This window comes from Amycolatopsis sp. NPDC049691 (assembly GCF_040675005.1).
Classification (GTDB): domain Bacteria; phylum Actinomycetota; class Actinomycetes; order Mycobacteriales; family Pseudonocardiaceae; genus Amycolatopsis.
In genome coordinates this window covers 25,295-39,068 of the sequence record NZ_JBFANX010000015.1, presented here as the reverse complement: position 1 = coordinate 39,068, position 13,774 = coordinate 25,295, and the positions used below count along the sequence as shown (strand labels likewise).

Genomic DNA, 13,774 nt, shown 5'->3' with positions numbered 1-13,774 from the left:
TCTGGCTAGCTTGGCCGGACGGAGGCTCCGACCCGGAAGGCGGGGGACGACATGGTCGCAGGCGACAACGCCGAGGAGAACTGGTTCCGCCGGTTCGCCGCGTCACCCGAGGCGAAGGCACGGCTGGTCTGCCTGCCGCACGCCGGCGGCTCGGCCAGCTTCTACTTCCCCGTGGCGAAGGCGCTGGCCCCGGCCGTCGAGGTCCTCGCCGTCCAGTACCCGGGCCGGCAGGACCGGCGCCACGAGCCGTTCCTGACCAGCATCGGGGCGATGGCCGACCGTGTCGCGGACCTGCTGCGGGACAAGACCGACCGCCCGCTCGCCCTCTTCGGGCACAGCATGGGCGCGATGGTCGCCTACGAGACCGCCCGCCGCCTCGAACGGGACGGCGTGCCCGTCGCGGGCCTGTTCGTCTCCGGGCGGCGCGCGCCTTCGCGGGTGCGCGACGAGAGCGTGCACACCCGGACCGACGCCGGCGTGCTCGACGAGCTGCGGAAGCTGAGCGGGACCGAAATGGACCTGCTCGGCGACGACGACGTCGTCCGGATGATCCTGCCCGTGGTGCGCAACGACTACCGCGCCGTCGAGACCTACCGGGACACCCCGGGCGAGCCCCTCGCGACCCCGATCGTCGCCTTCACCGGCTCCGACGACCCGATGGCGACCGTCGACGAGGTCGCCTCCTGGGCGGACCACACCACCGGCGGCTTCGAGCTGGTCGAGCTGTCCGGCGGGCACTTCTTCCTGACCCGCCACCAGGGCGTGATCCTCGGGCGGCTGGCCGCCGAACTGGGCGGCGTCCGCGTTTGAGCGCAAGTTGTCGTGAGTGTTCGGGGCGGTGCCAACCGCTCCGAACACTCACGACGTCTTTCAGGCCCGGACGTTCGTACTGTCCAAATAGGTCAGCACCGCGCGGATGCGGCGGTTCTCGTCACGGCTGGCTTCCAGCCCCAGCTTGGCGAAGATGTTGCTGATGTGGTTCTCCACCGCCCCCTGCGTGACGACCAGCTGCTTCGCGATGGCCGCGTTCGACAGGCCCTGCGCCATCAAACCCAAGACCTCCGTCTCGCGCGCCGTCAGCGCGTGCAGCGGGTCGCGGTTGCGGGACAGCATCTGCGCGACCACGTCCGGGTCGATCGCCGAGCCGCCGCCCGCCACCCGGCGGACCGCCTCCAGGAACTCGCGCACGTCGGCGACGCGCTCCTTCAGCAGGTACCCGACGCCGGACGTGCCCTCGGCGATCAGATCCACCGCGTAGCTGCCTTCCACGTACTGCGACACCACCAGCACCGGCAGGCCCGGCACCTCCTTGCGGGCCGCGAGCGCCGCGCGCAGGCCCTCGTCGGTGAACGTCGGGGGCATCCGGACGTCGGCGATGACCAGGTCCGGGCGGTGCTCGCGGACGGCGACCAGCAGGTCGTCGCCGTTGGACACCGCCGCCGCGGTCTCGATGCCGACGTCGGCGAGCAGGCTCTGCACGCCCGCCCGCAACAGGACGGAGTCTTCGGCGATGACGACACGCATTGTTCCCACTCCCAGGGGGTTCACCAGCGGACGGGCAGGTCGGCGCGCACCACGGTCGGCCCGCCCGCCGGGCTGACCACGGTGAGCACGCCGTCGATCGTGGCGGCGCGGTCGGCGAGCCCGGCCAGGCCGCCGCCGGGGCGCACGGACGCGCCGCCGTGGCCGTTGTCGACGATCTCGACGACGACGGTCTCGTCGTCGCGGGTCACCCGCACCGTCGCGCGGTCGGCGCCCGCGTGCTTGGTGATGTTGGTCAGCGTCTCGCTGACGATGAAGTACGTCGTGGTCTCCACCGGCGCGGGCGGCCGCGGCTCGACGCTCACCTCGACGTCGACCGGGATCGGCAGCCGCGCGGTCAGCGACGACAACGCCGCGTCCAGGCCGCGGTCCTGCAGCACCGGCGGGTAGATCCCGCGGGCGAGGTCGCGCAGCTCGGACACCGCGAGCTTGGCGTCCGCGTGCGCCGCGCCGATCAGCTCGCGCACGGCCGCCGAGTCGTCGTTGTCGAGCTTCAGCTGGGCCCGGCCCAGGCTCATCGCGACGGCCACCAGCCGCTGCTGCGCGCCGTCGTGCAGGTCGCGTTCGATGCGCCGGCGTTCGGCCTCGACGGCGTCGACCCCGCGGGCGCGCGAGTCGCTCAGCTGCCGCGTGCGGGCTTCGAGCTGCTGCGTCCGGTTCGGTCCCAGCATCGACGCGGTCAGCGCGGCGTGCAGTGCCCCGATCCGCGGCGCGACGAAGATCCCGAACGGCGGCACGGCGACCGAGACGATCCCGGCGACGAACTCCACGATGCCCAGCGGGAAGGCGAGCAGCACGTAGTTCACCTCGTGCCAGGTGACCGGGTCGACCAGCCGGGCCTGCCACGTCTGCAGCAGCCCGGGCCCGTGCGGCCGCCGCCGTGGCGCCGGGACGTCCGCGTCGAGCATGGTTCCCACCCAGCGCCGTTCCAGGTCCGCGACACCGCGGACGAGCGAGGTGGCGGCGATCAGGATCGGGATGCCGATCCACAGCATGGTGGTGGCGATGCCGAGCACCATCGTGACGAGCACCAGCACGAAGCCGAAGATCCGCAGCGGCAGGCTCGCGATGAGGAAGCCGATGGTGCGCACCACCTTCGGCCGCCCGGTCACCGGCATCGCGCGATCCGTTCCAGCTCCGGCACGAGGTCGTCGAGGGTCGGCGTCGCCAGCATCTCGTCGCGGACCTCGAGCGCGCAGGCCCGGAACGAGGGTTCGGTCAGCAGTCTTTCCAGTCCACTTCGGACGGACTGCGGCGTGACGTCCTCGAGGTCGAGCACCAGGCCGTTGCCGCGCTTCTCCTGGGCGACGGCGGAAACCCGCTCGCTCCACGTGGTGCCCGGGATGACCAGCTGGGGAACGCCGTTGACGACGGCGTTGCCGATCGTCGCGCCGCCGCCCTGGTGCACGATGGCCGAGCAGCTCGCGAGAAGCTCGTACATCGGCACGAAGTCCACCGCGCGCACGTTGTCCGGGATCTGCTTCACCGAGGCGAGCTGGGACGCGTTGAGCGTCGCGATGACTTCGACGTCGAGGTCGGCCAGGCCGTCGAGCAGGTCGGCCACCGACGTCTCCTCGACGCCGAGCACCTGGCGGTTCGAGATGCCCAGCGTCAGCATCACGCGCGGCCGCTCCGGCGTCTCCAGCACCCAGCGGGGAATCGCCATCGGCTTGTTCTGCGGGATGAACCGCGCCGGCACGTAGTCGACGTCGACGCCTTCGTAGCGCAGGTAGGACGGGTGGCAGTCGAGGGTTTTCACGCCGTGGCGCAGCGCCTCGTCGTACTCGGCGCCGAACCGCCCGGCCGCGGCGGACATCCATTCGACGAACGGGTCCGGCGTCGTGTCTTCGGGGTGGCTCGCGCGCAGGTCCCGGTACTGCGCGGCGATCCGCGCGGTCTGGTCGGCGGCGTACATCATCCGCAGGTGCGGGACGCCGATGACGTGCGCGACGATCGGGGCCGCGTAGATCATCGGGTCCCAGACGATCAGGTCGGGCTGCCAGCCCTTGGCGAACCGCACCAGCTCGTCGAGCAGCGAGTCCGGGGTGGTCCAGCGGAAGACCTCGACCCAGTGCTCGTAGACCGTGCGGACGTACTCCTCGGTGTAGCGTTCCGGCCGGCTCTCGGAGATGCGGAAGCCGCCCTGCATGGCGTTGTCGCCGTCCATCTGCAGCTGCCGGTGGCGCGCGATGTCCAGCTCGTCGCCGAACCACATCGCGTCGAGGCCGGTTTCGGCGAACGACGCCACCTCGCGCGGGTTGCGCTGGCCGACGAACCGGACCTCGTGCCCGGCCGCGGCGAGCGCCCAGCCGACCGGGGCCATGCTGTAGACGTGCGTCCTCGTCGGGAACACCATCATCATGACGCGCATGGACGCACTCCCCGGAAGTCGGCTTCTGCTGTCCTCGAAAGTAGTGCGCGTGGGCCGTCAGGCCGACCCGGCAACGCGGCGGTAGGGGTCGGCAACCCCTGTTCGGCCACGGAATCCTTTCCGCCGGTGCCCGCCGTGCGCTAGGTGTTCGGGTGGGTTTGGAACGGCTTTAGACGCCCCTTAGGGGCTGGTTCCGGCGGGCCCGCGACGGCTAGACATGAACGTGGGTCCGGCCGCGTGTGCCGGGGCGAGGGATACGAACGAGGTGATGAGCATGGCCGTGGCACCGATCACGAAGGGCTGGGCGCCCTTCGGCGGGTACCGCACCTGGTACCGCGTCACCGGGGAGACCGGGGGCGAAGCGCCCGCTGTCGTCGTGGTGCACGGCGGGCCGGGGAGCACGCACGACTACCTGCTGAACCTCTGCTCGCTCGCCGGGCACGGGTTCCCGGTGGTCCACTACGACCAGCTGGGCAGCGGCGGCTCGACGCGGCTGCCGGGCAAGGCCGCGGACTTCTGGACTCCGGAGCTGTTCGGCGACGAGCTGGACAACCTGGTGCAGCACCTGGGCATCGAGGACAACTACGTCCTGTTCGGACAGTCGTGGGGCGGCCTGGTCGTCGCGCGGCACGCCGCGCAGCGGCCGGACGGCCTGCGCGGTCTGGTGATCGCGAACTCGCCCGCGTCCTATCCGCTGTGGCGCCAGGAGATGGACGTGCTGCGCGCCCAGCTGCCGCCGGGCGTCGACGACCAGCTGCGGGCGCACGAGGCCGCCGGCACCACGGGCGCGCCGGAGTACTTCGAGCTGATGCGCGCGTTCTACGACCGGCACGTCTGCCGTGTGCTGCCGTGGCCCGCCGACTACCTGGCGTCGTTCATGGAGATGGCCGACGACAACACCGTCTACGCCACCATGAACGGGCCCAGCGAGTTCACCGTCACCGGCACGCTCAAGGACTACTCGGTGATCGACGAGCTCGACGACATCGAAGTGCCGACGCTGCTGATCTCCGGGCGCCACGACGAAGCCACCCCCGTCACGGTCCAGCCGTACTTCGACCGGATCCACGACGTGCGCTGGGAGATCTTCGAGGACTCCAGCCACGTCCCGCACCTCGAGGAGCCCGAGCGGTTCCGCGAAGTCCTGCTGGGGTTCCTGCGGGACGTCCACCCCACCGCACCCGCGAGCCGGGTCGAACGAGAGGTCGCCAGTCATGGATGAGGCCACCCGGCCGGGATCGGCGGTCGTCTTCCCCGGGATGAGCCCGTGTCGCTTCGCCGACTTCGGCAAGTTCCTGCTGATCAACCCCTTCGCCCGCCGGCTGATCTCGGAGGCGAACGAGCGGCTCGGCTACTCGCTGGTCGACCGCTTCCGCGAAACCGAAGGCGACTACTCGGCGTACGCGCAGGTCGGGTTCATGCTCACCTGCGTCGCGCTGGCCGAATGGGCCGAAGAGGAGCAGGGGATGAACCCCGACTTCTGCGCCGGTCCGAGCTTCGGCGAGAAGCCGGCCAGCGTGTACGCCGGGTCGTTGACCTTCTCGGACGCGGTGTGGATGACCGCCGAGCTCGCGCGCTGCCTGACCGAGTTCTTCGACACCGAGTACACCGACGTCGTGACGCACTCGTTCGTCCGCACCCCGGAAGAGAAGCTGACGGACGCTCTGTCCCAATTGGACGCCAAGGGCGAGTGGTTCGACATCTCGTGCTACATCGACCACGACTTCTACATGGTTTCCGTGCGCGAGAAGAACCTCGACTGGCTCAAGCAGACGGTCCGGAGCATGGGCGGGCTCTCCCTCTACACGATGCGGCCGCCGCTGCACTCGCGCGCGTTCGGGGCGCTGCGCCGCAAGGCGGAGGACGAGGTGCTCGGCGACCTGGAGTTCCACGACCCCCTGCTGCCGATCGTCGCCGACCAGGACGGCGCGATCCTGCGCACCGGTGACCAGGTGCGCACGATGCTGCTCGACAGCATCGTCAAGCCGATGCGCTGGCCGGACGTGGTGCACACGCTGGCGGACAACGGGGTGCGCAAGCTGTGGGTCGCCGGGCCGGACACGCTGTTCGGGCGCGTCCGCGTGACCACGAGCCGCTTCGAGGTCGTGACGGTCAACCCGCGCATGGCCCTGCAACCCCGCCGCCGGGGCGCAGGACCGTCGCGGGTCAGCTAGCGGGCTGCAGCGCGGACAGCGTGGTCCACAGCCGGCCGGGGTTCTCGAACGTCTCCAGGTTCAGGGCGTCGTCCTCGAACCGCACGTTGTAGCTCTGCTCCAGCACGGAGAGCAGCTCCACGGTGGCGAGCGAGTCCAGCCCGTACTCGCGCAGCGGGGTCTCTTCGGTCAGCGCCTCCTCGGCGGGCAGGAAGGGGAGGAACGTGCGAAGCGTCTCGTCGAAAGTGCTGTCCCACATGGCTTACTCCGGATCGCTAGGTTGGGATCTACCGAGAGGAAACCGACCGCCCGGTTCGGTTTCGGACTCTACCGCGCGTCGCCGTCCCGGATCGACGCATCGGCACCCCTATTCACGCGGAGGATCACGATGGACACCGGTCTCACCAGCGGGCTGCACACGCGGTTCCTGCGCGGCCTCGAGCGCGCGAGTGGCGGCGTGGCCGTCCACGTCGGCGACCAGGCGCTGACCTACGAGCGGTTGAACGACCTGGCGCTGCTCTGGGGCGGTGCGCTCGCCGAAGCGGGCGCCCGCACGGTAGGGGTGCTCGCGGGCAAGGGAGTCACGGCTTACGCGGGGATATTGGCCGGGTTGTACGCCGGTGCGACGATCGTCCCGCTGCGTCCGGACTTCCCGGCCGCGCGGACCGCCGCGATGGTCGAGGCCGCCGGGGTCGACGTGCTCATCGCCGACGAGCGGGGGCGCGCGGTGGCTCCGGCCGGGGTGCCGGTGCTCGGCTCGCCGCCGGTGTCCCGGGCCCTGTCGGCACCGCTGGCGCCGACGTCGGACACCGCGTACGTGCTGTTCACGTCGGGTTCGACCGGGCGACCCAAGGGCGTCCGGATCGGGCACGCGGCGGTCGACCACTACTTCGGCCTGCTGGACGAGCGGTACGACTTCACCCCGGACGACGTGTTCTCGCAGACGTTCGACCTGAACTTCGACTGCGCGATGTTCGACCTGTTCTGCGCGTGGGGCGCGGGGGCGCCGGCGGTGGTCCTGCCGGGCGGGGCGTACCGCAACCTGCCGCGATTCGCGGCCGAGCGCGGCCTCACGGTGTGGTTCTCCACGCCGAGCGCGATCGACCTGGTCCGCCGCACGGGCGGCCTGACCCCGGGCGCGCTGCCGGGGCTGCGGTGGAGCTTCTTCGCGGGCGAGGCGCTGACGGTCCGCGACACGGCGGACTGGCGGGCCGCGGCGTCGTCGTCGCTGGTGGAGAACCTGTACGGGCCCACCGAGCTGACGATCACGGTGTCGGGCTACCGCTGGGACGACGTCGTGACGCCGCGGGTGGCGGTGAACGGCGTGGTGCCGATCGGCGCGGTGCACGCGGGGCACGACTACGTCCTGCTGGACGGGGACGACGTCGAGGGCGAGCTGTGCATCGCGGGCCCGCAGATGACCCCGGGCTACCTGGACCCGGCCGACGAGCGGGGCCGGTTCCTGGACCGCGACGGCAAGCGCTTCTACCGCACGGGGGACCGGGTGCGCCGGCTGTCCGACGGGCTGGCGTACCTGGGCCGGCTGGATTCCCAGGTGCAGGTGCTGGGGTGGCGCATCGAGCTGACGGAGGTCGAGCACGCCCTGCGCGACTGCGGCATCCAGGACGCGGTGGCGCTGGGCGTGGCGGGGGAGTCGGGGACGGAGCTGTTCGTGTTCTACACGGGTGGCGAGCGGCCGGTGCTGGAGCTGGTCCGGGCGCTGCGGGCGGTGTTGCCGGAGGGGGTCATCCCGCGGCACTACCGGCACGTCGAGGAGTTTCCGCTGAACTCGAACCGCAAGATCGACCGGAAGACGTTGGCTGCTCGGGCGGCGGAGATCTTGGCGGCCTGAGCAGTCTCCCGCGGCTTGGTCGTGAGTGTTCAGGGCGGTTAGAACCGCCCTGAACCCTCACGACCGCTTTGGCGTGCCCGGACCCCGGCCGGTCCGGGCTTAGGGGCCGTTAGGGGTGTGGATCCGCAGGTCGGCGCGGCTAGCTTTCCGTACGTCTCCAGGTGTGTCTTCCACGCCGGCCCGGTCATCCTTCGAGTCCTACGGAGTGGCAGTCGTGAACGATTCTCTGGTCCATTCTCTGCTCGACGCCGCGGCGGCCGATGCGGCCGGGGCGTCGGCCGTCCGGGACCGTGCCGGTTCCTGGACCTATGGTGAGGTCCAGGCGTGGAGCCACGCCGTCGCCGTCGTGCTCGCTCGGCGCGGTGTCGGGCACGGCGACCGCGTTGTCGTGCAGCTGCCCACCGATCGGGCGCTCGTCGCCCTCTTCTACGGGACTTCGCGCCGCGGGGCGGTCTTCGTGCCGATCAACCCCGCCATGAAGAAGTTCCACTTCGACTCCGTCGTGGCCAACGCCGAACCCGTCCTCGTGCTCACCCCCGAAAACTTCGGTCCCTTTTGGACGGAAGTCGAAAAGGCGCAGGGCCGAGAAGCCGAAGTCACGGTAATCCAAGAAGACGACATCGCCGTCCTCGTCTACACCTCCGGCAGCACCGCCGCGCCGAAGGGCGTGATCGGCCCGCACCGCCAGGTCACCTTCGCCTCGCGCGCCATCCAGGCGGTCCTCGGCTACCGCCAGGACGACGTCGTCTTCTGCCGGTTCCCGATGTCCTGGGACTACGGCCTCTACAAGGTGCTGCTGAGCACCCTCGGCCGCAGCGAGATCGTGCTCGCCGACGCCGAGTCGGACCTGCGGCTGCTGCAGCGGATGCGTGAGGTCGGCGCCACCGTGGTGCCGATCGTCCCCTCGCTGGCCACCATGATCGCCACGCTCGCGCAGCGCGACACCGAACCCGCCGCGCCCGTGCGCCTGTTCACCAACACCGGCGCGGCCCTGCCCGACGCCACCATCACGCAGCTGCGCGAAGCGTTCCCCGGGGTCAAGGTCGTCCGCCAGTTCGGCCAGACCGAGTGCAAGCGCATCACGATCATGCCCCCCGACGAGGACACCGAGCGCCCCGGTTCGTCCGGGTTGCCGCTGCCCGGCACCTCCGTGCTGATCCTCGCCGCCGACGGGACCGAGCTGCCCGCCGGGGACATCGGCGAGATCGTCGCCGCCGGCCCGCACGTCATGCCCGGGTACTGGCGGGCGCCCGAGATCTCCGCGCGCGCCTTCCGCCGCGACGAGACCACCGGTGAGCTGCGCCTGCACACCGGCGACTACGGCCGCCTCGACGCCGACGGCTACCTCTACTTCGAGGGCCGCCGCGACGACATGTTCAAGCGCAAGGGCATCCGGATGTCCACTTTGGAGATCGAAGCCGCGGCGATGGACATCCCCGGCGTCCGCGCGGCCGGCGCGATCCCGCCCAGCGAGACGCGGGACCTCGCCATCTGCGTCGAGACCGACCTGCCGCCCACGACCGTGCTGCGCGAGCTGGCCAAGCGCCTCGAGCCGCAGAAGGTCCCGTCGCTGTGCCACGTCGTCGAGGAGTTCCCGCTCACGGCGCACGGCAAGAACGCCACCAAGGAACTCGCGCAGCTGGTCGAGGGAGCCCGCGCATGAGCAAGTACGACGGTATCGCCGCGAAGTACGGCACGCCCGCCTACGTCTACGACCTCGACGTCGTCGCCGAGTCGCGCGACCAGCTCTTCGGCATGCTGCCCGAAGGCTTCCAGCTCTTTTACGCGCTGAAGTCCAACCCCCATCCCGAAATCGGCCGCGAGCTGCGCCGGGGCGGCTGCCGCGCGGAGATCAGCTCCACCGGGGAGCTGATCAACGCCCTCGAAGCCGGGTTCGACCCGGCCGGCATCCTCTACACCGGACCGGGCAAGACGCCCGGCGAACTGGAGCACGCGCTCGCCGCCGGGGTCCGGCTGTTCTCCGTCGAGTCGCTGACCGACCTGCAGCACGTCGGCGCGGCGGCGCAGCAGCAGGGTGTCACCGCGTCCGCGCTGCTGCGCGTCAACACCACCGCGAGCAGCGGCGGCACCGGCATCCGGATGATGGGCCGCCCGTCGCAGTTCGGCATCGACGCCGAGACCCTGCCCGACCTGATGCCCACGCTCACGGCGGTGCCGGGCACGCGGGTCGTCGGCGCGCACTTCTTCACCATGAGCAACGCCCAGGACGAGGACGCCCTGCTCGGCGAGTACGAGTTCGTGCTCACCTCGGCCGCGCGGCTGCGCGACGAAGTCGGCCTGCCCTTGGAGGTGCTGGACATCGGCGGCGGTTTCTCGTCGCCGTACGCGGTGCCCGGCCCGCGCACGGACTACCCGAAGCTGCGCGCCGGCCTGGAAACGCTGCTCGACCTGCACCTGCCCGAGTGGCGGGACGGCGGGATCGAGCTGGCCTGCGAGTCGGGCCGCTACCTCTCCGGCAGCTGCGGTTCGCTGCTGGCCGGCGTGGTCAACGTCAAGGACAGCCGCGGCAGCCGGTTCGTCGTCCTCGACGCGGGGATCAACGCCGTCGGCGGGCTGTCCGGGATCGGCAGGCTGCTGCCCGCGGCCGTCGGCGTCGAGGAGACCGGCGACGTCGTCGGCAGCCTCGTCGGTCCACTGTGTACTCCCGGCGACTCGCTCGCCAAGGCGGCGAAGCTGCCCGAGCTGGTCTCCGGCGACGTCGTCACCGTGCCGAACGTCGGTGCCTACGGCGTCACCGCGAGCCTGATCAGCTTCCTCGGCCGGCCGACGCCGGCGGAAGTCGTGGTCCGCGGCGGCACGGTCCTCTCGGTGTCGCGATTGGACTACCAGCGCGTCTACGAGGTTTCGCCATGACCGAAGAACTGCACTCGTTCGGCGGCGGAGTCGTCACGGACCCGCCGCGGCGGACGGTGATCGTCAGCAGCATGGCGTCGGACTCCCACACCTGGAACCTCGTCTACCTCGAGCTGCTCGTCGGCGAGCTCGGCTTCGACGTCGTGAACCTCGGCGCCTGCGTGCCGGACGAGCTGCTGGAGTCGGAGTGCCTGAGCCGCAGGCCGGCGATGCTCGTGCTGAGCAGCGTCAACGGCCACGGCCACCAGGACGGCCTGCGGGTCATCCAGCGGATCCGCGCCCTCCCGGAGCTGCGCCGCCTGCCGGTGGTGATCGGCGGCAAGCTCGGCGTCGGCGGGGCACTGACCGCGGAGGAGACCGCGCAGCTGCTGCTCGCCGGGTTCGACGCGGTGTTCGACGACCAGCAGGGCGCGGGTTCCTTCCGCCGGTTCGCCGCCACGCTGTCGGCGGGTGCCACCCAGGTGGAGGCGTGAGCTTCGAAGAGTTCGTCGCGCGCCGCCACGCCGCGGGCGAACTGGTGGTCCAGCCCCGCATGGGGTTCGCGGACCCGGCCGTCATGCGGGCCGGGCTGGCCGCGACCAGGAACGCGGCCGCCGCGACCGTCGGCACCGTCACGCTCGACAGCTACACCCGCGTCGGCGACACGGCTTCCGTGGCGCACGCGCTGAGCAACGGGGTCGCGCTCAACGGCTACCCGATCGTCAACCACCCGTCCGAGGTCACCCGCGGCATGCTCGACGGCCTCGAAGGCCCGGAGTTCCCGGTGCAGGTGCGGCACGGTTCGGCGCGGCCGGCGGACATCTTCCGCTCGATGATCGCCGCCGGCCTGCACGCCACCGAGGGCGGCCCGGTGTCCTACTGCCTGCCCTACAGCCGCACGCCGCTCGACGAGTCCGTGCGCAACTGGGCGCACTGCTGCGACCTGCTCCTGGACGCCGAGCACCCGGCGGGCCGGCCGCACCTGGAGACGTTCGGCGGCTGCATGATGGGCCAGCTGTGCCCGCCGAGCGAGCTGGTGGCGCTGTCGGTGCTGGAGGCGTTGTTCTTCTACCGCAAGGGCCTGCGCAGCCTCTCGGTGAGCTACGCCCAGCAGACGAACATGGCGCAGGACCAGGAGGCGGTGGCCGCGCTGCGCCGGCTGTGCGCCGAACTGCTGCCCGACGCCACCTGGCACGTCGTCGTCTACGCCTACATGGGCCTGTTCCCCCGGACTTCCGAAGGCGCCCGGAGCCTGCTGGGGCGGGCGGCCGAGCTGGCCGTGACGACCGGGTCGGAACGGCTGATCGTCAAGACGACCGCCGAAGCGCACCGGATCCCGACCGTCGCGGAAAACGTTTCGGCGCTGGAACACGCGGGCGCGGCGGCCCGAGGGATTGCCGAAAAGGCCATTGTGGACGCCGACAACCAGGTCTACCGCGAGGCGTACGCGCTCGTCGACGCCGTGCTGAACAGCCACGCCGACCTCGGCCGCGCGATCGTCGTCGCGTTCAAGCGCGGCCTGCTCGACGTCCCGTACTGCCTGCACCCGGACAACGCCGGGCAGGCGCGCAGCTACCTCGACCCGGCGGGCCGGCTCGGCTGGTCGGAGCTCGGGTCGCTGCCGCTGCACCGCGTGGTGGAACGCCGCCACGCCGACCGGATCACCTCGTCGACGCTGATGTCGGCGCTTTCCCACGTCCAGAACGCCTTCGACGCCGAGGCGCTGGAACAACCGATGAGAGCGATTGGGGGCGAGTCGTGACGAGTTCACGCCGGACAGTCCGTGCGTATCCGTTCGACATGCACGAGATCTCCGTTTCCGAGCAGTACCACGTCCTGCAGCGCGAAGAGCCGATGAGCCGGGTCCAGATGCCCTTCGGCGAACCGGCCTGGCTGGCGACGAAGTACGCCGACGTCAAGCTGGTGACGACCGACCCGCGGTTCAGCCGGGAGCTCGCGCAGGGCCTCGACCAGCCGCGGATGCGCCGCCAGCAGATGGGCGACGGCATCATGGGGATGGACCCGCCGGACCACTCCCGCCTGCGCCGCCTGGTTTCGAAGGCCTTCACGGCACGTCGGCTGGAGCAGATGCGCGACGGCGTCAAGGACCTCGTCAACCGGCTGCTCGACGACATGCAGGCGCACGGCGACAGTGCTGACCTGGTCGAGGAGCTGGCGCGGCCGTTGCCGGTCACCGTGATCTGCGACCTGCTCGGCGTGCCGCAGGAGGACCACAAGATCTTCCGCGAGTGGACGCAGGCGCTGGTCAGCGACGCCACGGCCAAGGGCGACGTGCTGGACGTCTACGGCGACCAGCTCGACAACTACGTGGCCGAGCTGGTGGCCCAGCGCCGCGAGGAGCCGACCGACGACCTGCTCGGCGCGCTCGTCTACGCCCGTGACGCCGGCGACAAGCTGACCGAGAACGAGCTGATCTCGATCGCGGGTGCGGGTCTGCTGACCGGCGGCGTCGAGACGGTCTCGACGGCGTTGCCCAGCTTCGTCTTCACGCTGCTGACGAACCCGGAGTTGCTGACCCAGCTGCGCGCGGACCCGGACCTGATGCCGACGGCGATCGAGGAGCTGTTGCGGTACGTGCCGATCAACACCGCGGCGATGTTCGCGCGGTACGCGACCGAGGACATCCGCTTCGGCGACGTCGTCGTGCGCGCGGGCGACCCGGTGCTGCCGGCGCTGCACGCGGCCAACCGCGACCCGGAGGTCTTCGCCGACCCCGACCGCATCGACCTGACGCGCAAGCCGAACCCGCACGTGGCGTTCGGGCACGGCCCGCACCACTGCATCGGCGCGCAGCTGGCCCGGCTGGAGCTGCAGGAAGCGTTGAAGGCAATCCTGGCGCGGTTCCCGGACCTGCGGTTCGCGGACGGCCGCGAGGGCGTCAAGTGGGAGTACGGCGTGATCGTGCGGGGGCCATCGCTTCTGCGCATCGCTTGGTGATCTCCCGCCCCTAGATGGCTTTTCAGGGGATCCGGCGGCGGTGTG

Annotated in this window: 13 protein-coding genes; 9 read left to right on the top strand and 4 right to left on the bottom strand. The window is 71.0% G+C overall.

Going from position 1 to position 13,774, the window contains the following annotated elements; genetic code table 11:
- The first annotated feature begins 51 nt into the window (after positions 1-51).
- A complete protein-coding gene (locus AB0J40_RS30040) occupies positions 52-810 on the top strand; it encodes an alpha/beta fold hydrolase (protein ID WP_364459295.1) in 759 nt (252 codons plus the stop codon).
- Positions 811-870: 60 nt separating this feature from the next.
- Here the strand turns inward: AB0J40_RS30040 and AB0J40_RS30035 are convergent, their stop codons facing one another.
- The 3 genes from AB0J40_RS30035 to AB0J40_RS30025 are packed head-to-tail and all read right to left on the bottom strand — an operon-like array spanning position 871 to position 3,913.
- The gene (locus AB0J40_RS30035; protein ID WP_364459292.1) at positions 871-1,524 is read right to left on the bottom strand and encodes a response regulator transcription factor; all 654 of its coding nucleotides are present in this window, start codon (positions 1,522-1,524) and stop codon (positions 871-873) included.
- A gap of 20 nt (positions 1,525-1,544) precedes the next feature.
- Positions 1,545-2,660: a sensor domain-containing protein gene (locus tag AB0J40_RS30030; protein ID WP_364459289.1), complete on the bottom strand. Its 1,116-nt coding sequence runs from the start codon at positions 2,658-2,660 to the stop codon at positions 1,545-1,547.
- Positions 2,651-3,913, bottom strand: a complete 1,263-nt coding sequence (locus AB0J40_RS30025; RefSeq protein ID WP_364459287.1) for a nucleotide disphospho-sugar-binding domain-containing protein — start codon at positions 3,911-3,913, stop codon at positions 2,651-2,653. Before AB0J40_RS30025 ends, AB0J40_RS30030 begins: the two co-directional genes overlap by 10 nt.
- 274 nt (positions 3,914-4,187) lie before the next feature.
- Between AB0J40_RS30025 and AB0J40_RS30020 the strand changes: the two genes are divergently transcribed.
- Both AB0J40_RS30020 and AB0J40_RS30015 read left to right on the top strand, forming a co-directional pair.
- Complete coding sequence (locus tag AB0J40_RS30020; protein WP_364459284.1) at positions 4,188-5,135, top strand: proline iminopeptidase-family hydrolase; 948 nt, start codon at positions 4,188-4,190, stop codon at positions 5,133-5,135.
- Positions 5,128-6,087, top strand: coding sequence for an ACP S-malonyltransferase (locus AB0J40_RS30015; RefSeq protein ID WP_364459281.1), 960 nt, complete (start codon positions 5,128-5,130; stop codon positions 6,085-6,087). The genes AB0J40_RS30020 and AB0J40_RS30015 overlap by 8 nt, the downstream gene beginning before the upstream one ends.
- Here AB0J40_RS30015 and AB0J40_RS30010 read toward each other — a convergent pair.
- Complete coding sequence (locus AB0J40_RS30010; protein WP_086674110.1) at positions 6,080-6,325, bottom strand: phosphopantetheine-binding protein; 246 nt, start codon at positions 6,323-6,325, stop codon at positions 6,080-6,082. The genes AB0J40_RS30015 and AB0J40_RS30010 overlap by 8 nt on opposite strands.
- 129 nt (positions 6,326-6,454) lie before the next feature.
- On the opposite strand from AB0J40_RS30010, the gene AB0J40_RS30005 reads away from it, so the two are divergent.
- From AB0J40_RS30005 to AB0J40_RS29980, 6 genes are all read left to right on the top strand, one after another.
- A complete protein-coding gene (locus AB0J40_RS30005) occupies positions 6,455-7,918 on the top strand; it encodes an AMP-binding protein (protein ID WP_364459278.1) in 1,464 nt (487 codons plus the stop codon).
- Positions 7,919-8,132: 214 nt separating this feature from the next.
- Positions 8,133-9,581, top strand: a complete 1,449-nt coding sequence (locus AB0J40_RS30000; protein WP_364459276.1) for an AMP-binding protein — start codon at positions 8,133-8,135, stop codon at positions 9,579-9,581.
- Positions 9,578-10,792, top strand: coding sequence for a type III PLP-dependent enzyme (locus AB0J40_RS29995; protein WP_364459274.1), 1,215 nt, complete (start codon positions 9,578-9,580; stop codon positions 10,790-10,792). Before AB0J40_RS30000 ends, AB0J40_RS29995 begins: the two co-directional genes overlap by 4 nt.
- Entirely contained in the window at positions 10,789-11,265 is a 477-nt protein-coding gene (locus tag AB0J40_RS29990; protein WP_364459271.1) for a cobalamin-dependent protein, read from the top strand. Before AB0J40_RS29995 ends, AB0J40_RS29990 begins: the two co-directional genes overlap by 4 nt.
- Positions 11,262-12,533, top strand: a complete 1,272-nt coding sequence (locus AB0J40_RS29985; protein WP_364459269.1) for a methylaspartate mutase — start codon at positions 11,262-11,264, stop codon at positions 12,531-12,533. The genes AB0J40_RS29990 and AB0J40_RS29985 overlap by 4 nt, the downstream gene beginning before the upstream one ends.
- 38 nt (positions 12,534-12,571) lie before the next feature.
- A complete protein-coding gene (locus AB0J40_RS29980) occupies positions 12,572-13,729 on the top strand; it encodes a cytochrome P450 (protein WP_364459266.1) in 1,158 nt (385 codons plus the stop codon).
- Positions 13,730-13,774: the final 45 nt, after the last annotated feature.